A 23,089-nucleotide genomic window follows, 5' to 3' on the forward strand; every position below is an offset into this window, starting at 1 on the left:
CGCTAGGGGCGCGGCGGAAGCTCCTCTGCGCCGAACGCCTGGGGCAGCACCTGGTCCATCGTCTGGATCCCCTGCGGCGTCTCGACCAGCAGCGACGCGCCGCCGTGTTCCCACAGGAGCTGACGGCAGCGCCCGCACGGCATGGTCAGCCGCCGATCGGCGCCGCCGACGCAGGTGAAGGCGACCAGGCGGCCGCCCCCGCCGGCGATCAGCGACGACACCAGGCCGCACTCGGCGCAGAGCGTGACGCCGTAGGCGGCGTTCTCGACGTTGCAGCCGGTGACGACGCGGCCGTCGGAGACCAGGGCCGCCGCGCCGACCGGGAAGCCGGAGTAGGGCGCGTAGGCGCGCGCCGCCACCTCGACGGCGGCGGCGCGCAAGGCGTCCCAGTCGACGTCGGTCACGACTTCACGTACGGCTCGCCGTCGGCGGCCGGCGCCCGGACGCGGCCGACCAGCCCGGCGACCGCGAAGATCGTCAGGATGTACGGCAGCATCAGCATGAACTCGCTCGGGATCGGCGTCCCGATGATCCCCAGCAGGCTCTGCAGGTTGTTCGCGAACCCGAACAGCAGCGCCGCGCCCAGCGCACCCAGTGGGCTCCACCGCCCGAAGATCATCGCCGCCAGCGCGATAAACCCCTGACCGGCCGACATCTCCCGCGAGAACGCGCCCACGTTGCCCAACGTGAAGAACGCCCCGCCGAGCCCCGCGACCGCGCCACCCAGCAGCACGTTCCGGAACCGCACCGTGTTGACCCGGATCCCGAGCGTGTCGGCCGCCTTGGGGTGCTCCCCGACGGCGCGGACGCGCAGGCCCCAGCGGGTGCGGAAGAGCGCGACGTGCACGAGGGCGACGGTGACGTACATGGCGTAGACGATGATCGTCTGCTCGAACAGCACCGGCCCGATCACCGGGATCTCGCTGAGCAGCGGGATCTCCACCCGCGGCAGTGTCCCCGGGCTGTTCCACGTCGCCGCCTCCGGCGCCAGCAGCTGCCCGTACAGGAAGTTCGTCACGCCGAGGACCAGCACGTTCAGCACGACGCCGACGATGATCTGGTTGACGATGTACTTGATCGCGAAGACCGCGAGCACGAACGCCACGAGCAGCCCGGCCACGACCGCGGCGACCAGCCCGACGTACAGGCTGCCGGTCAGGGTGGCGACGACGGCGGACAGGAACGCGCCGGCGAGCAGCTGGCCCTCGATGGCGATGTTGATGACGCCGGCCCGCTCGCACAGCACGCCGGACAGCGCGCCGAACACCAGCGGCACCGACAGCGCCAACGCGCCCTGCAGCAGCGACGTGAACGAGATCTGCTCGCCCGCCACCGCCCAGACCAGAAACGCAAGCACGAACGCGATGGTGAACAGGACCGTCAGCCACATCGGCACCGAATGCCCGGCGCGCACCAGCCACGCGGCGTACGCCGCGACCACCACGCACACCAGCGACAGCCCGAGCGCCACCGGCTGCGACGACAGCGCCAGCGGGTCGATCTGCCAGGCGTCGGAGCTGGTGGAGATGCCGAACGTGCTGGTCTGGCCGGACTCGCCGAGGATGCCGAACGCGATGAGGGCGACCAGCGCCAGCACGGCGAACGCGATCGGCGCCTTCCAGCTGGGCCGAACGGCGATGTCCGGCGCGGCCGGCGCCGACGGCGCCAGAACAGTCGGCGCGCTCACGCGCCCCACCCCCTCTGCAGCCCGGCGACGGGTTGGCCGGCGGACCGGACGGGCACCCGGAAGATCGCCCGGACCAGCGGCGGCGCCGCGATGAACAGCACGATCAGCGACTGGATGACGACGATGATGTCGATCGGCGTGCCGGTGCTGGCCTGCATCGGCACACCGCCGGCGCGCAGCGCGCCGAACAGCAGGCCCGCGGCCACCGTCCCCCACGGACTGGCCCGGCCGAGCAGCGCGACGGTGATCGCGTCGAAGCCGATGCCGGCGGAGATGCCGGACGTCAGGTACCGCTCGGTGCCGAGCACCTGCATGACCCCCGCGAGCCCGGCCAGCCCGCCGGCCAGCAGCATCACCCAGACGTAGGTGCGGCTGACGGACATGCCGGCGGTGCGCGCGGCGTTCGGGTTGGCGCCGACGGCGCGGAACTCGAAGCCCATCGTGCTGCGCTCGAGCAGCCACCACACGCCGAACGCGGCGAGGATCACCAGCACGAACCCCAGGTGCAGCCGCGAGTCGTCGAAGAAGCGCGGCAGCTGGGCGGAGTCGTCGACGATCGGGCTGACGGGGTTCGAGGCGCCGGGCCGCTGGAACGCCGTCGTCGTCAGCAGGTAGGCGATGAGGAACCGCGCCACGTAGTTGAGCATGATCGTGACGATGACCTCGTGCGCACCGGTGCGTGCCTTCAGCAGGCCGACGACGCCGCCCCACACCGCGCCGCCGACGATGCCGGCCAGCACGCCGACGATCAGGTGCAGCCCGGTTGGCAGGTGCCAGCCGAAGCCGACGTAGCCGGCCAGGATCGCGCCGAGGATGATCTGGCCCTCGGCGCCGATGTTGAACAGGCCGGCCCGGAACGCCAGCGCGACGCCGAGACCGGCGGCGATCAGCGGCGCGGCGTTGGTCGCCGTCTCCGCCAGCGGACGCAGCGCCCGGCCGACGGTGTACTCGTCGATGTCGATGATCGAGCCGGTGAACAGCGCGCCGTACGCGTCGCTGATGGCGCTCCACGCGGCCGAGAGCGTGTCACCGGGCCGGGAGAAGAAGTAGTCGGCGCGGTCCTGCACGTCGGGGTCGGACGCGGCGATCAGTACGGCGCCGATCAGCAGCGCCAGCACCACCGACAGGATCGTGACGAGGATGCTGCCGCCGGTCAGCTCGCGCATGAACCGCTGGAAGAACGTCTCCTGACGCGGCGCGGGCGGCTCCTCCGCCACGTCCACGGGAGGCTTCGGGTCGGTCACGGCTGTCCATCCTCCTGCTCGCCGGAAACGGCCTGCTCGACCTCCGTCGGGTGCGCCTCGGCCTCGGCCTGTGCCTCGTCCGGCGCGATGCCGGCCATCATCAGCCCGAGCACGTCGCGGCTGGTGTCGCCGGGGACGATGCCGACGATGCGGCCGCGGTACATGACGGCGATCCGGTCGGCCAGCGCGCTGATCTCGTCCAGCTCGGTGGAGACGATGATCACCGGCGTGCCGTGGTCGCGCTCGCGGACGATGCGCTTGTGCACGAACTCGATCGAGCCGACGTCGAGGCCGCGGGTCGGCTGGGCGGCGATGAACAGCTTCAGCGGCCGCGACAGCTCGCGCGCGACGACGACCTTCTGCTGGTTGCCGCCGGACAGCGTGCCGGCCGGAGCGTCGATGCCGCTGGTGCGGATGTCGAACTCCTCGACCCGCTGCTCGGCGTTCTTCGCCAGCTCCGAGCCGCGCAGCGACAGCCCACGGGCGAACGGCGCGCGCTTGTAGAGGTCGAGGACGAGGTTCTCGGCGACGGAGAAGCTGGAGACGATGCCGTCGACGGTGCGGTCCTCGGGCACGAACCCGACGCCGGCGTCGAGCACGTCGTCGACCCCGCGGCCGAGCAACTCGCGTCCGTCCAGCCGGATCGACCCGGTGACGTGCTCCTGCACGCCGAGGATCGCCTCGACCAGCTCTGTCTGCCCGTTGCCCTGCACGCCGCCGACGGCGAGGATCTCGCCGCCGCGCACGTCGAACGAGACGTGGTCGACGACGGCGGTGCCGCGCTCGTCGACGACGCTGAGGTCGGTGACGGAGAACGCGACGTCGCCGGGCTCGGCCGGCGCCTTGTCGACAGTGAGGCTGACCGCGCGGCCGACCATCATCGAGGCCAGCTCGTTCTCCGACGCGCTCGGCGACGCCTCGCCGACGACGGCGCCGCGGCGGATGACGGTGATGCGGTCGGCGATCGCCTTGACCTCGCGCAGCTTGTGCGTGATGAACACCATCGACGTGCCGTCGGCCTTGAGCTGGCGCATGATCGCGATCAGCTCGTCGGTCTCCTGCGGCGTCAGCACCGCGGTCGGCTCGTCGAGGATCAGCACGTCGGCCTTGCGGACCAGCGCCTTGATGATCTCGACCCGCTGCTGCACGCCGACAGGGAGGTCCTCGACGTAGGCGTCGGGGTCGACGTTGAAGCCGTAGCGCTCGGAGATCTCGCGGACGTCGCGCCGGGCGGCGTCCATGTCGAGCAGGCCGGCGGCGCCGACGTGCTCCTGGCCGAGCATGACGTTCTCCGCGACGGTGAACACCGGGACCAGCATGAAGTGCTGGTGGACCATGCCGATGCCGGACGCCATCGCGTCGCCGGGACCGGAGAAGGAGACCTTCTGCTCGTCGACGACGATCTGACCGTCATCTGGCTGGTAGAGGCCGTAGAGCACGTTCATCAGCGTGCTCTTGCCGGCGCCGTTCTCACCCAGGAGGCAGTGGATCTCGCCCGGCTCGACCACCAGGTCGATGGCATCGTTGGCCACCAGGCTGCCGAAGCGCTTGGTGATGCCGCGCAGTTCGAGCTTCAACGGCCGGACCGCCTTTCTGTGGTGCCAGCAGCGTGAGCACGACCGTACCCCGAACGGCCCGGTGACCGGGCCGTTCGGGGTGGCCGTGACCGACGGTCAGGAGAACGCCGCGTCCGACTCGACGACCAGCTCGCCGGAGATGATCTGCTCCTGGATCTGCGCGAGCTCGTCCTTCGTCTCCTGCGTGACGGTGGAGTCGAAGTCGTGGAACGGCGCGATGCCGACGCCGCCGTTCTCCAGCGTGCCGACGTACGGCTCGTTGGTGAACGCGTCGTCCGCCGCCTCCTGCGTGGCCGCGAGGACGGCCTGGTCCATGCCCTTGAGCACCGACGTCAGGATGACGTCGCCGTAGTCGGGCGCGGACTCGAAGCCGTCGGAGTCGGCCCAGACGACCGCGACGTTGCCGGCCGCCTGCGCCGCGATGGCCGCGCTCTCGGCCAGCGGGCCGGCGACCGGGTGCAGCACGTCGGCGCCCTGGCTGATCAGGTTGTCGCTGATCTGGCGGGCCAGGCCGGTGTTGGCGAAGTCGCCGACGAACTGGCCCTCCTGGGTCGCCTTGTCCCAGCCGAGCACCTGGACGTCGGCGCCCTTCTGCTCGTTGTAGTACTGGACGCCGTCGTAGAAGCCGTCCATGAAGATGGTGACGGTCGGGATCTTCGCGCCGCCCCAGGTGCCGACGATGCCGGTGGTGGAGTGCGCGGCCGAGGCGTACCCGGCCAGGAACGCGGCCTCGTGGGTGTTGAACACCAGCGGCTTGACGTTGTCGATGGGTGCCGGCGCACCGGTGTCGTCGACATACTGGAAGTCGACGATCGCGAACTGCTCCTCGGGGTTGGCCTCGGCCGCCTCGCGGGTCGCGTCGGCGAGCAGGAAGCCGACCGTCACGATGATGCCGCAGTCGTCCTGGACCATCGCGTCGACGTTGGGGCCGTAGTCCGCGTCGGTCTGCGACTCGGCGAACTTCGGCTCGGCGATGATGCCCTCTTCCTGGGCCAGCACCAGGCCGTTGTACGAGGTCTCGTTGAACGAGCGGTCGTTGATGCCGCCCTGGTCGGAGACCATGCACGCGGAGAAGTCGCCGCCGCCCTCGGTCGCGCCGTCCGTGGCCCCGCCGGTCGCGCCGTCGCCGCCGTCCTCCTCAGGAGCGTCGCCACAGGCCGCCACCGCGAGCGCGACCGCGCTCAGCGCGGCAGCAAGCCGAAACCTCTTGTTCATCTGCCCCTCCAGGCCCCAGATGGTCGATCGGCCGTGCCACTCGTATCCGGTGAGGCCGAAATCGCTACGAATCCAAGCCGTAGGCTAACCGCCGTCATCCCCAATCCACCGCACGCTGAGCAGCCGAGATGGTTCCGTGACCAAGTCGCTGTCGAACCGCCGCACAGCGGCGGACGGCGCCGGCGGGGCCGGTCAGGCGCACGGATCGGGGTCGGCCTGCTCGGTGTCGGACGCCAGCCAGACGCCGTCGGCCAGCGACATCGTGAGGATCAGCCGCTCGACCTCCGGCTGCGGCTCCGGCGTTCCGCCGGTGTACTGGATCCAGTCGCGCATGATCGTGCAGAGGTCGACCTCGGCCTTGTCGCCTATGACGGAGACGGCGAGCAGCTCCAGCTCGGTCGGCTCTCCGACGATGACGCGCTCCTTGGCGGCGGACTCGGCGAGGTAGTTGAGCAGCCGTGCGAGCTGCGGGTCGGTCGCGGTGCGCAGGATGCCGGAGCGCTCGTCGCCGGCGCCGAACAGGACCGCGTCCCAGCTGGCCATGAACCGGCCGGCCGCCGCGAGCACGGCGTGTTCCTCGGCGGTGGCGCTGTCGGGCGCCTCGATCGGCAGCTCGGCCGGCAGCTCGACGGCGCGTTCGTCGCCGCGGGGCTGGTAGGGCGGGGTGAACGTGGGCTGCGGGCTCCCGTCCGGCGCGTCGCCCGGCGACGGCTCCTCGGGCGACGAGGGAGCCTGCGTCGACGCGCGGCCGGACGCCGTCGCCGCGCCGTCGCGCGGCGCGGCCGGCTCCTCACCGGCCGGTGAGCACGAGGCGGGCAGCATGACGACGAGCACCGCGGCGCACCAGGCCAGCCCGCGTCGGCTCATGCGCCCCCTCCGTCGAAGTCCGGACGCCGCCCATCGTACGTCCGGACCCCGACGGGCCCCTGTCGTCGATCAGGCGCTCACGAGGGCGGCGCGTACCACCGCCCGGTGATCAGGTTGAACCCGCGGTACTGAGTCCAGTACTGCGCGCCTGAGACGTGGTCCCAGGCGTACATGTTCCCGCGGATGTTCGGGTGGGTCTCCGTCATCGTCGTGGGGTTGACGCGGAACACGTGTGAGATCGCGGATCCGTAGAGGTGGCCGTCGTTGGGATCCCAGGTCAGGTTGACCGCACGCGGCACGAAGTTCGTCACCGTGCTCCAGTCGTACGGCCAGAACGTGCGCTGCCGGACCACGGCGCGGGTGGTGACGTTGAACTCGAACATCGTGCCCGCCGCCATGCCGTACAGCCGGCCGGTGGGGTCGAATGCCAGCGCGTTGACACCCTTCTGGCCGGGGAGCGGGACCTTCTCCCAGAGAACCTGGGCCGTCGAGACGTCGACGGCGAAGAGCTTGCCGTCCGTCTGACCCGGGCAGCAGCCGAGCGTACCCGCGTAGAGGACGCCGCTCCGGTACGCCAACGAGACCACCTGCTGACCGGTTCCGACACCGGGCACGATCCGCAGGTTCTCTGTGTCGGGGTCGTACAGCGCCAGCATGCCGTTGGTCAGACCGCTCACGGGGCTCGTGCCGATCGCGACCTGGTCGCCCGCCGGCGCGATCGCCCACGGCCGGCTCTGCCCCTGCGGCCCGAGCTCGAACAGCTTCCGAGGGTTGTTCGGGCCGAACGGCTCGGCCGGCTTGTAGGCGAACAGTTGCGCGTCGGGGTACACCCCGAGATACATCGTGTCGCCGATGGTCGTGATCGCCTCGGTCTGGTGCGGGAACGGGTAGTTGGTCCAGGCGGCGGTGTCGGGATCGTAGGCGACCAGCCCGCGATCGAAGGTGAACCAGCCGCCGGCATAGACCCGGCCGTCCGGCCCCACGGCGATGGAGCGCGGCGACGCCGTCGTTCCCGTCAGGCCCTGCACAGCGACGAGGTCGCCCTCGCCGGTCACCGGGTCATAGAGCGCCATCTGGCCGTTCGGCTGGGCGAAGACGACGAGGGTCTTGCCGGTGACCGGGTCGACGACGGTGTTGAGACCCTTCGCCTCGCCGAGGCCGGTCATCGTCGTGTGCTCGACCACGCTCGTGCTGCCCGGGTCGTAGCGGACGAGCGTGCCGTTCTGGACCAGCCAGACCTGTTGCTGGGCGTTCACCGGGTCGGAGACCGACTGTCCGTTCCACGTGCCGAAGTCGCCGCCCGGAACCCACTGCTCGAGGTCGAGGTCCCACAGCCACGACACGATCGGGCTGGCGCCACCCAGGAAGCGCACGTACATGTAGTCGCCGGCCACGTCCATCTGATACGTGTACTGGTCGGTGGCCGCGTACCCGGGTGGGAACGGCAGCTGGGTCTTCGCGCCGGTCACCGCGTCGACGGCGAAGAAGCCGGTGGTCGGCCCGACGCCCACGTAGATGGTGTCTCCGTCGACGGCGACGGAGCGGACGTTGGTGAAGGCGGGGTTGCCGAAGCTGCCGTAGTCGCGGAACGAGTCGTTCCTGGGGTCCCAGCTGACGAGCCGTCCCTGCGGGACCGGTGGCCCTCCGAACCCCTCGAACGTCCCGGCGTAGAGGACACCGTCCTCGTCGGTGTCGCCCTCCCAGAGGAAGCTGGTGTCGGGGCCGGCCGGGCCCAGGTCGACGATCTCATCCTCGCCCCAGGGGAGCCAGTAGGCGCGCCCCTCGCCGTAGGTGGAGGCGAAGACGTCACCGTTCTCGGCGACGGAGACGCCCCAGGCGCCCTGTGCGTTCGGCATCGGGAAGGTCCGCAGGACGGTGCGCTGGAACGGGTCGATCTCGGCGAGGTAGGCCGGCTCGCCAGCGGCCGGCTGCCCGCTGATGGCCAGCCAGGTGCGATACGAACCGTCGGGCATCTGCTCCGTCTGGCCGCCGGCGGCGGTGATCGTCGTCAGCGGGATTCTGCCCAGATCCGCGAACTGCGGAAAGGCCAGCGGGGCTGCGGTGGGTCCGCCGTCCGGAGCTGACGTCGACACCGGCGTGAAGAGCAGGCACGTCAGGATCGCCAGTGCGAGTGCGGACAGGGCGGCGCGAGGTAATCGGCGAGGGTGCACAGGTCGGACTCCTTACCTTCGTGGCGAGGCGACCCTGCCGCTCCGCCGGGTGGCTGATTGGAGCTCGGACTCAATTAGTTCCGTACGATACGTATGTATGTTACGGTGACGCAACCCTCGGAGAGGAGATGGGAATGGAACTCGGCCGGCCGGCCTCCGTGGCTGACAGGACCGTCGCCGTTGGCACGTCGTTCATGCTCGAGGTCAACGCCTCGGCGATCCTGACGAATCTGCGATCGGTCGGGCGGGCCAGCGTCTCCTCTCTTGCAAAGCAGACGGGACTGTCGCGTCAGGCGGTCTCCCGCTCGCTGGCCGTGCTCACGTCGATGGGACTGGTCGAGATCTCGGCGCCGGACCGCGCCGCGAGCCCGGCCGGCCGTCCACCACAGATGGTCCGGTTCCGATCGGAGGCCGGTCATGTCCTGGGAGTGGACGTGAAAGCCCGCCGCGTCAGGGTGGCCGTGGCCGATCTCGCCGCCGAGATCGTGGCGGAGTCCACGGTCCCGCTCGACGGCTCGGTGGCGTTCGCCGAATGGCTCCGCACGGTCGTCCTGGACGTGCTCGACCAGGCCGGGATCGGCCCTGACGACGTGTGGCACGTGTCGGTCGCCGCGCCCGGCATCATCGATCCGGCCACCGGCCACGTCGCGCTCAGCCCCGGCATGCCCGAGATCGTGGGGGACGGCATCCTCTTGGGCATCCGGTCGGCCGTCGACGCACCGGTGTATCTCGACAACGCCATCAAGCTCGCCACCATCGGCGAGCGCTGGCGGGGCGCTCCGCACGCCGAGCAGTCGTTGGTGTTCGTGCACTGGGGCGAACGGATCGGCGCGGGGATCCTGATCCACGGCGAGCTGTACAGAGGCGCCTCCAACGACGCCGGCGACCTCGGCTACCTCGAGATCGGCCTTCCGGACACACCCGACGGCACCGACGCGGACCTGGGCCCGTTCGAGCGGTCGGTCGGCACTCGCGAGCTGCTGCGGATCGCCGGCTCGTCGGCGGAGCGCCCCTCCTCCGAGACGCTGACGCTCACCGAGCTCGCGGCGGCGGTGTGCAGCCGCCAGCCGTGGGCACTCAGCGCGGTGCGCACGATCAGCTCGCGCTTCGCGCGCGGGATCGCGGTCCTCCGGTCCCTGCTCGATCCCGAGGTGATCGTGATCGGGGGCGACATCACGGAGCTCGGCCAGGCCCTGCTCGACTCGCTCGACGACGCGCTCCGGTTCGAGACGCTCGAGCAGCCGCAGCTGGAGTTCTCCACGCTCGGCGCGGACGCGATCGTCCAGGGCGGCATCCACCAGTCGTTGCGCTGGGTGGAGCAGGAACGTTTCGGCGTCACCGCCGTCCGCGAGGGCTCGTCGGCGGCCGGCTGGCCCCGGACACCGTGAGGAGGCGCAGATGCTGGTCTTCGACGCGCACCGGCTGCTGGGGCCGATCCCGTCCGACGACGTGACGACCACCGATCTGGATGGGCTCGTGGCTGAGCTCGACCACCTGGCGATCGATGCGTGTGCGGTCAGCTGCACGGCCGAGATCTTCGGCGACCCACGCAGCGAGCACACCCGTGAGACGGTCGCCGCGTGGCTGGCCGCCGAGGCGGCGCCGACCAGGCATCTCACCGCGCAGGTGATCATCCCTGCTGGCACGAGCGGATGGCCGTCCACCCCCGAGGACATCCTCGGGGCGGCTCCGGCGCTGGTCCGGGCTTGTCCGGTTCGGCACCACTTCGATCCGCTCGGCCCGGTGGCCCGCTCCTGGTGGCGGGAGCTGGCCGCTCACGACATCCCGGTGGCGCTCGATGCCGGCGAATGCGGACTTCCGCTCATCTCGGCACTGGCGGCCACCCATCCGCGGCTGAGGATTCTCGTGCTGAGCGCGGGGTACCGCGAGCTGCGCAGGCTGGCGGAGCTACTGGAGACCTTCCCTGGCGTCTACATCGAAACCGGGACGCTCGTGGCCGCCGGCGCAGTCGAGTGGCTTGCCCGCGAATACGGGCCGGACCGGCTCGTGTTCGGCACCGGAGCGCCGCTGTGGGATGACGCTGGACCCCGCTTCCTTCTCGACCACCTCGAACTGCCGGAGCCGGACGTCGAGATGGTCGCGGCGGGCAGCGCCAGGGAGCTCATCGGCGAGAGGTGGCCCTGGTGATCGTCGACATCCATGGACACCTCGGTTCGCCCGGTGACTTCTTCGTGCCGGAGCCGTCGGCGCAGTGGCTGCTGAGGATGGCCGACCGGGTCGGGATCGATGCGATCGGCGTGTCCCACTTCGTTGCGCTCAATCTGGACGCGCGGCGCGGCAACACGATGGCGATCGACCTGGCCACCCAGTATCCGGGACGGCTCGGAGCGTGGCTCGTCGCGAACCCGCACGACCGCGACGGTGACCGGGTCATCGCCGACCAGCTCGACGTCCCGGGCGTCTGGGGTCTGAAGGTCCACCCCGATTTCCACAGCGTGCCCGTGCTGGACCGGCGATACGAGCGCTACCTGCGGCTGGCGGCTGATCATTCGGTCCCCGTGCTCTCACACGGGCAGACGCGGTCCGACTACTCCGACCCCGCCGATCTCGCGGAGGTGGCGCGCCGCCATCCCGGGCTCACGCTGCTGGTCGGTCACGCCGGGCTCTGGACCGACGGATTCGCACGAGCCGCCGAGCTGGCGGCCGCCCAACCAGGGCTCCACCTGGAGATCGCGGGCTCCCGCCTCACCACGCGATGGCTCGAACGAATGGTGGCGATCGCCGGCGCGGACAAGGTCCTGTTCGGGACCGACGCGAACTTCCTCGACCCTCGGGTGGGCCTCGGCAAGGTGGTCCATTCGCGCCTGGCCGACGCCGATCGCGAACTCGTGCTCGGCGGCAACGCCGTCCGGCTGCTCGGCAGGCGGCTGCCGCCACATCGGCAGCCGTCCAGAGAACAGGACCTGTTGGGAAGGCGAGGATGACCATACGCACCGCCCTTGCGATCGACGGTGGCACGCCGCTGCGGACCCGCGGATGGCCGGCCTGGCCCCCGCCGGCGGACGAGGCGCAGCGCGCCCTGCTCCACTCGGTCGTCGACAGCGGCAACTGGGGTGCCACGGACGGTCACCTGTGCGACGACCTGGCCACCGCCTTCGCCGGCCGCCACGGATGCCGGCACGGCGTCACCGTGGCCAACGCGACGCTGGCGCTGTTCGCGAGCCTGATCGCGGCCGGGGTCGGGCCGGGCGACGAGGTGGTGATCCCGGGGTACACCTTCGTGGCCAGCGCGACATCGGTGCTGTTGCTCGGGGCGACTCCCGTGATCGCCGACGTCGACCCCCGGCATCTGCACCTCACCGGCGAGACGGCCGCCATGGCGCTGACGCCTCGCACCCGGGCGATCATGGCGGTTCACCTGGCCGGAAGCCCGGCGCCGATGGACGACCTTCGTGCACTGGCACGCGAGAACGGCCTCGTCGTGGTCGAGGACGCCGCCCAGGCACACGGCGCCGGCTACCGCGGCCGGCCCGTCGGCAGCCTCGGCGACGTGGCGGCCTTCAGCTTCCAGTCCACCAAGGCGATGACGGCCGGTGAGGGCGGTCTCATCACCACCAACGACCCGGCGCTGGCCGGCCGCGCCTGGTCGGCCTGCAACGTCGGGCGGGTCCGCGGCGGCTATTGGTACGACCACGCCACGATTGGCTGGAACCTGCGGATGACGCAGCTGCAGGCCGCCCTGCTGATCCCCTGGCTGGACCGGCTCGACGACGAGATCGAGCGTCGCGAGCAGTTCGTCCGGCAGCTCGCCTCGGCCCTGGCCGGCAGCGACCTCCCGGTCCGGATCCTCGACGATCCGGACGGAACCGACCGCAACAGCAGGCACCTCCTGCTGCTGCGGCTCGGGACCGACTCCGAGCCCGTGGACAAGGAGTGGGTGGTCCGGGCGCTGACGGCCGAGGGGGTGCCGGTCGACAGGGGCTTCCCGAACCTCGGCCGCCTCCCAGCGGTGGCGCGGCGGTCCACCGTGCTGCCCACGCCCGGCGTCGACCTGGCCAACGCCGCCGTGGTGTGGCTGCGGCAGAACGTCCTGATGGCGGCGCCCGACGCGGTCGCCGACATCGTGGCCGCGCTCGAGCGCGTCCTCACCGACCCTCGGGCGATCGCTCGCGGGCACTAGAGCCTGCGTCAAGCAGACGTGAAGGAGAGCAGCAGATGAGAACAACAGTGGCGATGGCGTTGACCATAGTGGCCGCGACGAGCCTGGTCGCCTGCGGAGACTCGAGCGACGAAGGCACCGAGGGAGGCGGCCGGGCCACCCTGTGGATGTATCCGATCATCCCCGACCCCGCGGCCAGCGAGGCCTTCTGGGCCCAGGTGGAGACGGACTTCGAGGCCGCCAACCCCGGCGCTGACGTGACCATCGAGCTGCAACCGTGGGAAGGCCGGCAGGAGAAGATCACGACGGCGCTCGCCTCCGGCGAGGGCTTCGACATCGTGCCGCTCGGACCGGACCAGATCCCGCAGTACGTCGAGCAGGGAACCCTCGCGCCGGTCGACGACGTGGTGGAACCCTTCAGGGACGAGGTCCTGCCCAATGCGTTGGAGGCGCTGTCGGTCGACGGCACGCTCTACGGGGTTCCGGGCGTCCACACCGCGACGCTGCCGGTGTACAACATGGCGGCTCTTGCGCAGGCCGGCATCACCGAACCACCGGACACCTGGGACGAGATCAAGGACGCCGCGCCAAGCCTCGCCGCCGCCGGCATCCATGTCCTCAACTACTTCGGCAACCCCGAGGACACGCTCAACCTGACCTTCTACCCGTTCCTGTGGCAGAACGGCGGCTCCGTGTTCAGCGACGACGGCACGTCCGTCGCCTTCAACGAGCCGGCCGGTGTCGAGGCGCTGCAGTTCCTGCTCGACCTCAACGCGGTCGGTGGGCTGCAGCCGAACGCGGCCACCGACAAGATGCAGCTGGACGGCAGCGCCTTCGCCGCCGGCCAGGCCGCGATCTTCCCGGTGACGCAGCTCAACCAGCTCGAGACGCTCGGACAGGCGATCGGCGCGGACAACCTGGTGGTCGGCGAACCGCTCGAGGGCAAGGAGCGGGTCTCCTACGGCCAGCCCGGCGGCCTGGTGCTCGCTCAGCACGCGGCGGAGAACGAGACGGCGAAGGAGCTGCTGGCGTATCTGTCGTCCCCGGACGTGATGGGCGAGTGGGCGGCGCAGTCGGGCAACATCCCGACCCGCACGGACGTGCCCGTCGCCGACGAAGCCGGCGACGCCGGGTTGTTCACGTCCTCGATCGACCAGATGTTCTGGGGCGACACCCACCCGATGGCCCGCCAGGTGATGTCCGTGCTCGCGCCCCATCTCCAGGCGGCGCTCCAGGGCGGGAAGTCGGCGCAGCAGGCCCTGGACGACGCCGCCAGTGAGGCCAACGCCCTGCTCGGTGCGACCTGACGATGGCCCGCCTTGCCGACCCGCCGGTGTCGCGCGGGGACGTCCAGGACGCCGGCCCGGCTCGGCAGCCCAAGGCCCCGCTCCGGTTCCGCCTCCGCGAGCCGATCACCGGGCTGCTGTTCGTGCTGCCGATGCTCGCGCTGTTCGTCGTCTTCCGGTTCGTGCCGGCTTTCGGCGCGGTCGGCATGAGCTTCACCGACTACAAGATCAGCGGGGAGTACGACTTCATCGGGGTCGACAACTACGCACGCCTCCTCGACGACCCGGTGTTCGCGGTCAGCCTCAAGGCGACGCTGGTGTACGCCGCGGTGTACGTGCCGTTCACGGTCCTCGTGGCGCTCGGCACGGCGCTGCTGCTCAACAGCGTCGTCTGGGGCCGCGGCCTGTTCCGGGGCATGCTGTTCATGCCGTACGTCACCAGTTTCGTGTTCGCCGGGCTGATCTGGCGATTCGTCTACGAGATCGACGGACTGATCAACGGGTTGCTGGGCCGGGCCGACCTGGGCCCGGTCGACTTTCTCGGCGACACCTCCCTGGTGCTCCCGTCGCTCGCGGCGGTCTCGGCCTGGAAGGGCTTCGGCTACTCGATGCTGATCCTCGTCGCCGGGCTGAAGGCGATTCCACGGTCCTACCTGGAGGCCGCCCTGGTCGACGGCGCGAACGCTTGGCAGCGATTTCGCCTGGTGGTGCTCCCGCTGCTTCGGCCGGCGCTGTTCTTCGTCCTCGTCATCGAGACGATCGGCGCGTTCCAGGTCTTCGACACCATCTACGTGATGACCGGCGGTGGCCCGGTCCGAGCCAGCTACACCCTCGTCTATGCGCTGTTCGATCAGGGGTTCCGGTTCTTCGACTTCGGATACGCGGCGACGATCGGCGTCGTCCTGTTCGCCATCGTCCTGATCGTCTCCCTGATCCAGCGCCTGTTCCTCGACCGGGAGCCGACATGACCGTGCAGACCGCCGGCGTCAGGCAACGTCACCGCCTGGCCACCATGTCGCTCGGCGGCCTGCTGGCCGTCATCTGCCTGATCACCGTCACGCCGTTCGCGTTGATGATCGTGGTCGCCCTGTCACCAGCCGGCTCCCTGACGCTGCCGTACGCGCTGCCCGACCGGCTCACCTGGGAGAACATCACCGAGATCTTCTCCGCGGCCGGCTTCACCCGGTGGACGATCAACTCGTTCGTCTACTCGGTCCTCTCGATGCTGATCATCCTGCTCACGGCCTCGATGGCCGGATACGCATTCGCCAAGATGCGCTTCCCGGGCCGGGACGCACTGATGTGGTCGTTCCTCGCCACCCTGATGGTTCCGTTCCAGGCCATGCTGATCCCGTACTTCGTGCTCGTGTCGAGACTGGGCGGCCTGAACACCTTCTGGGGGCTGATCGTGCCCACCCTCGCCAACTCACAGGCCGTGTTCCTCATGCGGCAGTTCATCCGAGACCTGCCCGACGAACTGTTCGACGCCGCACGCATCGACGGCGCCTCCGAATGGCGCGTCTACTGGCGGATCGTGCTGCCCCTGACCAAGCCGATCCTGGCGACACTCGCGGTGTTCGTGTTCCTCTGGCACTGGAACGACTTCCTGTGGCCGCTCGTCGTGGCGCAGTCGAGAGACATGCAGACCCTCACCGTCGGTCTGGCCACGCTGCGCAGCGAGAACGTCCCACTCGCCCAGCTGATGGCCGCGGCCGCGATCTCCGTCGTGCCATGCCTGGTGGTGTTCGCGCTGGTCCAGCGCTTCATCGTGAACAGCATCGCCATCACGGGCTTGAAGTAGGCGCCGGCCCGCCTCAGATGCCGGCCGGCGGCGAGTACGTCCCCCAGACCTCGCGCAGCGCGTCGCACACCTCGCCGACGGTGGCCCGCTGCGCCAGCGCGGCCCGCATCGGGACCAGCACGTTGTCGCTGCCGGCCGCGGCAGCGCGCAGGGCGTCGAGCTCGCGGCGAACCGCGTCGCCGTCCCGCGACGAGCGCAGCGCGGCCAGCCGGGCGGCCTGCGCCTGCTCGATCGCCGGGTCGACCCGCAGCGGCTCGTACGGCTCCTCGTCGTTGGAGAGGTACCGGTTGACGCCGACGACGGTGCGCCGGCCGGCGTCGATCTGCTTCGCGACGTCGTACGCGGACTGCTCGATCTGGTCCTTCTGGAAGCCGCGCTCGATCGCCGCGACGGCGCCGCCCATGTCCTCGACTTGTGTCATCAGCCCGACGGCGGCCGCTTCGAGCTCGTCGGTGAGCGACTCGACGGCGTACGAGCCGGCGAACGGGTCGACGGTGCGGGTGATGTCGGTCTCGTAGGCGAGCACCTGCTGGGTGCGCAGCGCGAGCCGGGCCGCCTTCTCCGTCGGCAGCGCGATCGCCTCGTCGTAGGAGTTCGTGTGCAGCGACTGGGTGCCGCCGAGCACCGCCGCGAGCGCCTGCACCGCGACCCGGACCAGGTTGACCTCGGGCTGCTGCGCCGTGAGCTGCACGCCGGCGGTCTGCGTGTGGAACCGCAGCATCTGCGACTTCGGGCTCGTCGCGCCGAACTCGTCGCGCATGACCCGGGCCCAGATCCGCCGGGCGGCGCGGAACTTCGCCACCTCCTCCAGCAGCGTCGTGCGGGACACGAAGAAGAAGGACAGCCGCGGCGCGAACTCGTCGACGTCCAGCCCGGCGCTCAACGCCGCGCGGACGTACTCGCGGGCGTTGGCCAGCGTGAACGCGACCTCCTGCACGGGCGTCGCGCCGGCCTCGGCCATGTGGTAGCCGGAGATCGAGATGGTGTTCCAGCGCGGCAGCTCGCGGCGGCAGTAGCCGAAGATGTCGCTGGTCAGCCGCAGCGACGCGGCCGGTGGATAGATATAGGTGCCGCGGGCGATGTACTCCTTGAGCACGTCGTTCTGGACGGTGCCGGTCAGCCTGTCGCCGGAAACGCCCTGCTCGGCGCCGACCAGCTGGTACAGCAGCAACAGCAGGGAGGCCGGCGCGTTGATCGTCATCGACGTCGACACCTCGCCCAGCGGGATGCCGTCGAACAGCACCCGCATGTCCTCCAGCGAGTCGATCGCGACGCCGACCTTGCCGACCTCGCCGGCCGCGACCTTCGCGTCGGAGTCGTAGCCCATCTGCGTGGGCAGGTCGAACGCGACCGACAGCCCCCCGGTGCCGGCCTCGACCAGCTGGTGGTAGCGCCGGTTGGACTCCGCGGCCGTGCCGAAGCCGGCGTACTGGCGCATCGTCCACGGCCGGCCCGTGTACATCGTCGGGTAGACGCCGCGGGTGAACGGGTAGCCGCCGGGCTCGCCCAGCCGCTCGTCCGCCGGCCAGCCGTCGAGCGCCGCCGGCCCGTACACCGGCTCGATGGGCAGCCCGGACTCCGTCGTGCTCATGGCCTCACGGTAGTGACCCGGCCGCGTGCGTGGGTGGTGACTTTCTGCACAACGGGCTCAGCCGAGCGGGTGCACCGTCGTCTCGTGGTCGGCCTCGACGACGAGGAACCGCTCGCCCCGGCCGACGCGCCGGCCCAGCGGCAGCCGCTGCCGTCCCTTGTCCAGCGGCCCGGTGTAGACGTCGGTCTCGTGCACCCGGTAGAGCGGGTCCAGCCGGTGCAGCGTGACGTCGAGGTGGGCCGGCCGGCGCAGCACCAGCACGATGCTGTTGTCGCCGGACTCGTAGGCGGCGGCGCCGACGATGCGGGTGTCGCGGTTGGGCGCCGTCACGACCTCGCGGATCTGCGCCACGATGATCGACGGGATCGGCGCGAGGCCGTCGACGACGCGCAGCGTCGGGTTCTGCGCCTTCAGCGACGAGATCATCCGGTCCCGCTTCGGCCCGGTGACGGCCCGGCCGAGCGCCAGGATGTCGATGCTGGCGCCGTCGACGCCGTAGCGCACCCGGTCCGCGTCGGTCTCCTCGCGGACGACCATGCCCGCCTCGCGCAGCGCCCGGCCCAGCTCGTCGAGGACGCGGACCCGCTTCCCGACGAGGAGCACGCGCGCAGGAGTCCCGATCTCGGTCGTCACTCGCTACCCCCAGGTCGCCCTGTCACGGCCGAGACGCCCGAGCCCGACGGGTGCCGGCAGGCGCACTCGTAGTATCGATCTTGCTGGCTGTCATCACTCAGCGTCACCGTGCGTCTCTCATAGTGAGAAGCTTGCGCGTCGAATCGCCTGGGACGGAACAGCCGATGCCAGAGCGTCAACCGACGTTCATGCGGCCATCTCCGTCGCGCCACCGGACGCCTCCATCGTGTGGGGCATGCGGGTTGCGATCGTCGCAGAGTCGTTCCTCCCCCAGATCAACGGCGTCACGAACTCGGTCTGCCGCGTCGTGGAGCATCTCACGCGACACGGGCACACAGCGCTCGTGATCGCCCCCGGCGAAGGCGTGTCGGAGTACGACGGCCAGCAGGTCGTCCGGGTCCCCTCGTTCGCCCTTCCCGGCAACGACGACAGCATCGTCGGCATCTCCACCCGGCGGCGGATCAGCCGCATCTTGCGCGACTTCCAGCCCGACGTCGTCCACCTCGCGGCGCCGGTGTGGCTGGGCCGGGCAGGGATGAACGCGGCGGCCCGGCTGGGGCTGCCGACGGTCGCCGTCTACCAGACCGACCTGGCCGGGTTCGCCCGCGGCTACCGGATCTGGCGCACGCTCGGCGATGAGGCGATCTGGTCCTGGCTGCGGCGCATCCACGAGCAGGCCGACCTCACGCTGGCGCCGTCGACGGCGAGCCTGCGGCAGCTGGCCGCGCACGGCATCCCGCGGCTGGCCCGCTGGGGCCGCGGCGTCGACCTCGTCCGCTTCCACCCGGCCCACCGCGACGAGGCGCTGCGCCGTGAGCTGGCGCCGTCCGGCGAGGTCATCGTGGGCTATGTCGGCCGGCTGGCGCCGGAGAAGCACGTCGCGTCGCTGACCGCGCTGGCCGGGCTGCCCGGCGTCAAGCTGGCCATCGTCGGTGGCGGTCCCAGCGAGGACGCGCTGCGTGCGGCCCTGCCCGACGCGGCGTTCCTCGGGTTCCGCACCGGCCAGGAGCTGTCTCGCGCCTACGCCAGCCTGGACGTGTTCGTGCACACGGGACCGGCCGAGACGTTCTGCCAGGCGGTCCAGGAGGCGCTGGCCTCCGGCGTCCCCGTCGTCGCGCCGAACGCCGGCGGCCCCACCGACCTCGTCGACCACGGCTGGTCCGGGTACCTCGTCGACACCGGCGACGGCGACGTGCTGCGCGCCGCCGTCGGGCGGATCGCCGCGGACCCCGTCCTTCGGGTCCGGATGGCCGCCGCGGCCCGCGAGTCGGTGTACGGCCGGTCGTGGGAGGCGATCTGCGGCCAGCTGGTCGAGCACTACACGACGGCGATCGTGCGCAGGCGGCAGGCGGCACCCGCGGTTTAGGGTGCCCTCAGTGAAAAATGTCACTGCCTAAAGGGCACCTGAACAGGCCAGACGTGAGATTGGCCACGGACTCGGCCGTCCCGGCGGGGCTAGCATGGCCGACGGCCGGGCGCGGACGCCCGGCCCTCCCCATCCCATCGGAAGGCAGCACGTTCGTGCCCAAGGCGCCTGCTGGCACGCTCTACCGCGGCCGTGAAGGCATGTGGTCGTGGGTGGCCCACCGGGTCACCGGAATCGGCATCTTCTTCTTCCTCTTCGCGCACATCCTCGACACCGCGTTGGTCCGCGTGTCGCCGGAGGCGTACAACGAGGTGATCGCCACCTACAAGAACCCGGTCGTCGGGCTCCTGGAGGTCGGCCTGGTCGCCGCCGTGATCTTCCACGGCTTCAACGGCCTGCGCATCGTCCTCGTCGACTTCTGGTCGAAGGGGCCGCGCTACCAGAAGCACCTGTTCGTGGGCGTGATCGCGCTGTGGGTGCTGCTGATGGTGCCGTTCACGATCCGCCACCTCTCCCACGTGTTCGGGGGCTGACGCGATGACGACGACGATCCCGGCCCCGCGGACGCCGCGCCGGCTGCGCGGCCGCACCAACACCGAGCTGTACGCGTGGATGTTCATGCGCGCCTCGGGTGTGCTGCTGCTGATCCTGGTCTTCACCCACCTGTTCGTGAACCTGATGACCGGCGACGGCATCAACGCGCTGGACTTCGGCTTCGTCGCCGGCAAGTGGGCCGACCCGGTCTGGCAGGTGTGGGACCTGCTGATGCTGTGGCTGGCGATGCTGCACGGCACCAACGGGCTGCGCACGATCATCAACGACTACGCCGAGCGGGACCAGCTGCGGCTGTGGCTGAAGGTCGGCCTCTACACGGCCACGACCATCACCATCGTGCTCGGGACGCTGGTGATCTTCACGTTCGACCCGTGCCCGCCGGACGCGGCCGCCGACCTGCTGCCGTCGTTCTGCTCGGTGCCGTGAGCCCTGCTTCATCGGAAAGGCAAGCCATGCAGACCCATCAGTACGACGTGGTGATCGTCGGCGCCGGCGGCGCCGGGATGCGCGCGGCGCTCGAGTCCGGCCAGCGGGTGCGCACCGCCGTGCTGACCAAGCTCTACCCGACCCGGTCGCACACCGGCGCGGCCCAGGGCGGCATGTGCGCCGCGCTGGCCAACGTCGAGGAGGACAACTGGGAGTGGCACACCTTCGACACCGTCAAGGGCGGTGACTTCCTCGTCGACCAGGACGCCGCCGAGGTGATGGCGAAGGAGGCCATCGACGCCGTCCTCGACCTGGAGAAGATGGGGCTGCCGTTCAACAGGACGCCCGACGGCCTGATCGACCAGCGCCGGTTCGGCGGCCACACCCGCAAGCACGGCGAGGCCGCCGTCCGCCGGTCCTGCTACGCCGCGGACCGCACCGGCCACATGATCCTGCAGACGCTCTACCAGCAGTGCATCAAGCGCGACGTCGAGTTCTTCAACGAGTTCTACGTGCTGGACCTGCTGTTCACCGAGGTCGACGGCGTGCGCCGCACGGCCGGCGTCGTGGCGTACGAGCTGGCCACCGGCGAGATCCACGTGTTCCGCGCGAAGGCCGTCGTGTTCGCGACCGGCGGCGCCGGCAAGGTCTACAAGACCACATCGAACGCGCACACGCTGACCGGCGACGGCATGGCCATCGCGTTCCGGCGCGGGCTGCCGCTGGAGGACATGGAGTTCTTCCAGTTCCACCCGACGGGCCTGGCCGGCCTCGGCATCCTGCTCTCGGAGGCGGCCCGCGGCGAGGGCGCGATCCTGCGCAACAGCGAGGGCGAGCGGTTCATGGAGCGCTACGCCCCGACGCTGAAGGACCTCGCGCCGCGCGACGTCGTCGCCCGGGCGATGGCCAACGAGGTGCGCGAGGGCCGCGGCGCCGGGCCGAACAAGGACTACGTCCTGCTCGACCTCACCCACCTCGAGCCCGCGCACATCGACGCGAAGCTGCCCGACATCACCGAGTTCGCCCGCACCTACCTGGGCGTGGAGCCGTACACCGAGCCGGTGCCGGTCTTCCCGACCGCGCACTACGCGATGGGCGGCATGCCGACGACGATCGACGCCGAGGTGCTGGGCGACAACACGCACGTCGTGCCGGGCCTCTACGCGGCCGGCGAGGTGGCCTGTGTCAGCGTGCACGGCGCGAACCGGCTGGGCACCAACTCGCTGCTGGACATCAACGTGTTCGGGCGGCGGGCCGGGCTCGCGGCGGCGGAGTTCGCGTCTCGCGCTCCGCTGGTCGAGCTGCCGGACGCTCCGGCCGACGACACCGTCGCGCTGCTGGAGGGGATCCGCGACCGCGCCGACGGCGAGCGGATCGCCGTCCTGCGTCGTGAGCTGCAGGAGACGATGGACGCGAACGCGCAGGTGTTCCGGTCCGAGGCGACGCTGAAGCAGGCGCTGTCGGACATCCACGCGCTGAAGGCCCGGTACGGCTCCGTGTCGGTGCAGGACAAGGGCCGCCGGTTCAACACCGACCTGCTGGAGGCCGTCGAGCTGGGGTTCCTGCTCGACCTGGCCGAGGTCATCGTCGTCGGCGCGCTGGAGCGCAAGGAGTCGCGCGGCGGCCACTTCCGCGAGGACTACCAGAACCGCGACGACGTCAACTACATGCGCCACACGATGGCCTACCGCTCCCCTTCCGACGACGGGGTCCGCCTCGACTTCAAGCCCGTCGTCGTCACCCGCTACCAGCCGATGGAGCGCAAGTTCTGATGACTGCTGCTGTCGCTGACGCGCCGGTTGCCGGCGCCATCCCGTCCTTCCAGGTCACGCTGCGGCTGCGCCGGTTCAACCCGGAGGCCGACACCGAGCCGCGCTGGGAGGAGCACACCGTCACGATGCACGGCACCGACCGGGTGCTGGACGCGCTGCACAAGATCAAGTGGGAGATCGACGGTTCGCTGACGTTCCGGCGGTCGTGCGCGCACGGCATCTGCGGGTCCGACGCGATGCGGATCAACGGCCGCAACCGGCTGGCCTGCAAGACGCTGCTCAAGGACCTGCCCCTGGACAAGCCGGTGACGGTCGAGCCGATCAAGGGCCTCGCGGTGCTCAAGGACCTCGTGGTCGACATGGACCCGTTCTTCGAGGCCTACAAGTCGATCATGCCGTTCCTCGTCACGTCCGGGAACGACCCGTCCCGCGAGCGCCGTCAGTCCCCCGAGGACCGCGCCCGCTACGACGACACGACGAAGTGCATCATGTGCGCCGCCTGCACCACGTCCTGCCCGGTCTACTGGTCCGACGGCCAGTACTTCGGCCCCCAGGCCATCGTCGGAGCCCACCGGTTCATCTTCGACTCCCGCGACGAGGGCGCCGAGCAGCGCCTGGAGATCCTCAACGACCGCGACGGCGTCTGGCGCTGCCGCACGACCTTCAACTGCACCGACGCCTGCCCGCGCGGCATCGAGGTGACGAAGGCCATCCAGGAGGTCAAGCGCGCCCTCCTCTTCCGCCGCGTCTGACCCACCCGGCATTCCGGCCGTCACCC

At 70.6% G+C, this 23,089-nt stretch carries 21 protein-coding genes; 12 read left to right on the forward strand and 9 right to left on the reverse strand.

Annotation, left to right across the window (positions count from 1 at the left end):
* Positions 1-2 precede the first annotated feature (2 nt).
* The 7 genes from C1I92_RS28160 to C1I92_RS28190 all read right to left on the reverse strand — a co-directional run bounded on the left by C1I92_RS28160 (position 3) and on the right by C1I92_RS28190 (position 8,761).
* Positions 3-404: a cytidine deaminase gene (locus tag C1I92_RS28160; RefSeq protein ID WP_111257953.1), complete on the reverse strand. Its 402-nt coding sequence runs from the start codon at positions 402-404 to the stop codon at positions 3-5.
* Positions 401-1,687: an ABC transporter permease gene (locus C1I92_RS28165; protein ID WP_111257971.1), complete on the reverse strand. Its 1,287-nt coding sequence runs from the start codon at positions 1,685-1,687 to the stop codon at positions 401-403. The genes C1I92_RS28160 and C1I92_RS28165 overlap by 4 nt, the downstream gene beginning before the upstream one ends.
* On the reverse strand, positions 1,684-2,853 hold the full coding sequence (locus C1I92_RS28170) for an ABC transporter permease (protein ID WP_111257972.1): 1,170 nt from the start codon (positions 2,851-2,853) through the stop codon (positions 1,684-1,686). Before C1I92_RS28170 ends, C1I92_RS28165 begins: the two co-directional genes overlap by 4 nt.
* A 74-nt stretch (positions 2,854-2,927) precedes the next feature.
* Complete coding sequence (locus C1I92_RS28175) at positions 2,928-4,508, reverse strand: ABC transporter ATP-binding protein (RefSeq protein WP_111257954.1); 1,581 nt, start codon at positions 4,506-4,508, stop codon at positions 2,928-2,930.
* 96 nt (positions 4,509-4,604) lie between these two features.
* Complete coding sequence (locus C1I92_RS28180) at positions 4,605-5,723, reverse strand: BMP family lipoprotein (RefSeq protein WP_111257955.1); 1,119 nt, start codon at positions 5,721-5,723, stop codon at positions 4,605-4,607.
* 192 nt (positions 5,724-5,915) lie between these two features.
* On the reverse strand, positions 5,916-6,590 hold the full coding sequence (locus C1I92_RS28185) for a hypothetical protein (RefSeq protein WP_111257956.1): 675 nt from the start codon (positions 6,588-6,590) through the stop codon (positions 5,916-5,918).
* A gap of 77 nt (positions 6,591-6,667) precedes the next feature.
* Positions 6,668-8,761 (reverse strand): ligand-binding sensor domain-containing protein, encoded by a 2,094-nt coding sequence (locus tag C1I92_RS28190; RefSeq protein WP_146605315.1) that lies wholly within the window; start codon positions 8,759-8,761, stop codon positions 6,668-6,670.
* A gap of 20 nt (positions 8,762-8,781) precedes the next feature.
* On the opposite strand from C1I92_RS28190, the gene C1I92_RS28195 reads away from it, so the two are divergent.
* From C1I92_RS28195 to C1I92_RS28225, 7 genes are read left to right on the forward strand one after another with little or no spacing between them, the layout of a single operon-like run.
* A complete protein-coding gene (locus tag C1I92_RS28195; RefSeq protein WP_146605316.1) occupies positions 8,782-10,149 on the forward strand; it encodes an ROK family transcriptional regulator in 1,368 nt (455 codons plus the stop codon).
* Between the two features lie 10 nt (positions 10,150-10,159).
* On the forward strand, positions 10,160-10,909 hold the full coding sequence (locus C1I92_RS28200) for an amidohydrolase family protein (RefSeq protein ID WP_111257959.1): 750 nt from the start codon (positions 10,160-10,162) through the stop codon (positions 10,907-10,909).
* Positions 10,906-11,706, forward strand: coding sequence for an amidohydrolase family protein (locus tag C1I92_RS28205; RefSeq protein ID WP_111257973.1), 801 nt, complete (start codon positions 10,906-10,908; stop codon positions 11,704-11,706). The genes C1I92_RS28200 and C1I92_RS28205 overlap by 4 nt, the downstream gene beginning before the upstream one ends.
* On the forward strand, positions 11,703-12,902 hold the full coding sequence (locus tag C1I92_RS28210; RefSeq protein ID WP_111257960.1) for a DegT/DnrJ/EryC1/StrS family aminotransferase: 1,200 nt from the start codon (positions 11,703-11,705) through the stop codon (positions 12,900-12,902). The genes C1I92_RS28205 and C1I92_RS28210 overlap by 4 nt, the downstream gene beginning before the upstream one ends.
* A 35-nt stretch (positions 12,903-12,937) precedes the next feature.
* Positions 12,938-14,188: an extracellular solute-binding protein gene (locus C1I92_RS28215; protein ID WP_111257961.1), complete on the forward strand. Its 1,251-nt coding sequence runs from the start codon at positions 12,938-12,940 to the stop codon at positions 14,186-14,188.
* 2 nt (positions 14,189-14,190) lie between these two features.
* Positions 14,191-15,135 carry a carbohydrate ABC transporter permease gene (locus C1I92_RS28220; RefSeq protein WP_111257962.1) on the forward strand — a complete coding sequence of 315 codons (945 nt, stop codon included), beginning with the start codon at positions 14,191-14,193 and terminating at the stop codon, positions 15,133-15,135.
* A complete protein-coding gene (locus C1I92_RS28225; RefSeq protein WP_111257963.1) occupies positions 15,132-15,968 on the forward strand; it encodes a carbohydrate ABC transporter permease in 837 nt (278 codons plus the stop codon). Before C1I92_RS28220 ends, C1I92_RS28225 begins: the two co-directional genes overlap by 4 nt.
* Positions 15,969-15,981: 13 nt before the next feature.
* On the opposite strand, the gene C1I92_RS28230 is transcribed toward C1I92_RS28225, so the two are convergent.
* Both C1I92_RS28230 and C1I92_RS28235 read right to left on the reverse strand, forming a co-directional pair.
* Positions 15,982-17,559: an acyl-CoA mutase large subunit family protein gene (locus tag C1I92_RS28230; protein ID WP_111257964.1), complete on the reverse strand. Its 1,578-nt coding sequence runs from the start codon at positions 17,557-17,559 to the stop codon at positions 15,982-15,984.
* Between the two features lie 57 nt (positions 17,560-17,616).
* Entirely contained in the window at positions 17,617-18,192 is a 576-nt protein-coding gene (locus tag C1I92_RS28235) for a hypothetical protein (protein ID WP_146605317.1), read from the reverse strand.
* A gap of 235 nt (positions 18,193-18,427) precedes the next feature.
* Here C1I92_RS28235 and C1I92_RS28240 point away from each other — a divergent pair, with 235 nt between their 5' ends.
* The 5 genes from C1I92_RS28240 (at position 18,428) to C1I92_RS28260 (ending at position 23,063) form a co-directional block, all read left to right on the forward strand.
* A complete protein-coding gene (locus tag C1I92_RS28240; protein WP_111257966.1) occupies positions 18,428-19,558 on the forward strand; it encodes a glycosyltransferase family 4 protein in 1,131 nt (376 codons plus the stop codon).
* Positions 19,559-19,713: 155 nt separating this feature from the next.
* The gene (sdhC, locus tag C1I92_RS28245; protein ID WP_111257967.1) at positions 19,714-20,091 is read left to right on the forward strand and encodes a succinate dehydrogenase, cytochrome b556 subunit; all 378 of its coding nucleotides are present in this window, start codon (positions 19,714-19,716) and stop codon (positions 20,089-20,091) included.
* Positions 20,092-20,095: 4 nt separating this feature from the next.
* Positions 20,096-20,539, forward strand: a complete 444-nt coding sequence (locus tag C1I92_RS28250) for a succinate dehydrogenase hydrophobic membrane anchor subunit (protein ID WP_111257968.1) — start codon at positions 20,096-20,098, stop codon at positions 20,537-20,539.
* Between the two features lie 26 nt (positions 20,540-20,565).
* The gene (gene sdhA / locus C1I92_RS28255; RefSeq protein ID WP_111257969.1) at positions 20,566-22,311 is read left to right on the forward strand and encodes a succinate dehydrogenase flavoprotein subunit; all 1,746 of its coding nucleotides are present in this window, start codon (positions 20,566-20,568) and stop codon (positions 22,309-22,311) included.
* Positions 22,311-23,063: a succinate dehydrogenase iron-sulfur subunit gene (locus C1I92_RS28260; protein WP_111257970.1), complete on the forward strand. Its 753-nt coding sequence runs from the start codon at positions 22,311-22,313 to the stop codon at positions 23,061-23,063. The genes sdhA and C1I92_RS28260 overlap by 1 nt, the downstream gene beginning before the upstream one ends.
* Positions 23,064-23,089: the final 26 nt, after the last annotated feature.

Source organism: Jiangella anatolica (genome assembly GCF_003236295.1).
In the GTDB taxonomy this organism is placed as follows: domain Bacteria; phylum Actinomycetota; class Actinomycetes; order Jiangellales; family Jiangellaceae; genus Jiangella; species Jiangella anatolica.

What these genes read in the sequence shown, in the direction of transcription:
- C1I92_RS28170 (WP_111257972.1), bottom strand. Translation starts at nt 2,853, where the DNA reads ATGCGCGAGCTGACCGGCGGCAGCATCCTCGTCACGATCCTGTCGGTG.
- C1I92_RS28180 (WP_111257955.1), bottom strand. Translation starts at nt 5,723, where the DNA reads ATGAACAAGAGGTTTCGGCTTGCTGCCGCGCTGAGCGCGGTCGCGCTC.
- C1I92_RS28185 (WP_111257956.1), bottom strand. Translation starts at nt 6,590, where the DNA reads ATGAGCCGACGCGGGCTGGCCTGGTGCGCCGCGGTGCTCGTCGTCATG.
- C1I92_RS28200 (WP_111257959.1), top strand. Translation starts at nt 10,160, where the DNA reads ATGCTGGTCTTCGACGCGCACCGGCTGCTGGGGCCGATCCCGTCCGAC.
- C1I92_RS28210 (WP_111257960.1), top strand. Translation starts at nt 11,703, where the DNA reads ATGACCATACGCACCGCCCTTGCGATCGACGGTGGCACGCCGCTGCGG.
- C1I92_RS28215 (WP_111257961.1), top strand. Translation starts at nt 12,938, where the DNA reads ATGAGAACAACAGTGGCGATGGCGTTGACCATAGTGGCCGCGACGAGC.
- C1I92_RS28220 (WP_111257962.1), top strand. Translation starts at nt 14,191, where the DNA reads ATGGCCCGCCTTGCCGACCCGCCGGTGTCGCGCGGGGACGTCCAGGAC.
- C1I92_RS28225 (WP_111257963.1), top strand. Translation starts at nt 15,132, where the DNA reads ATGACCGTGCAGACCGCCGGCGTCAGGCAACGTCACCGCCTGGCCACC.
- C1I92_RS28230 (WP_111257964.1), bottom strand. Translation starts at nt 17,559, where the DNA reads ATGAGCACGACGGAGTCCGGGCTGCCCATCGAGCCGGTGTACGGGCCG.
- C1I92_RS28240 (WP_111257966.1), top strand. Translation starts at nt 18,428, where the DNA reads ATGCGGGTTGCGATCGTCGCAGAGTCGTTCCTCCCCCAGATCAACGGC.
- C1I92_RS28250 (WP_111257968.1), top strand. Translation starts at nt 20,096, where the DNA reads ATGACGACGACGATCCCGGCCCCGCGGACGCCGCGCCGGCTGCGCGGC.
- sdhA (WP_111257969.1), top strand. Translation starts at nt 20,566, where the DNA reads ATGCAGACCCATCAGTACGACGTGGTGATCGTCGGCGCCGGCGGCGCC.
- C1I92_RS28260 (WP_111257970.1), top strand. Translation starts at nt 22,311, where the DNA reads ATGACTGCTGCTGTCGCTGACGCGCCGGTTGCCGGCGCCATCCCGTCC.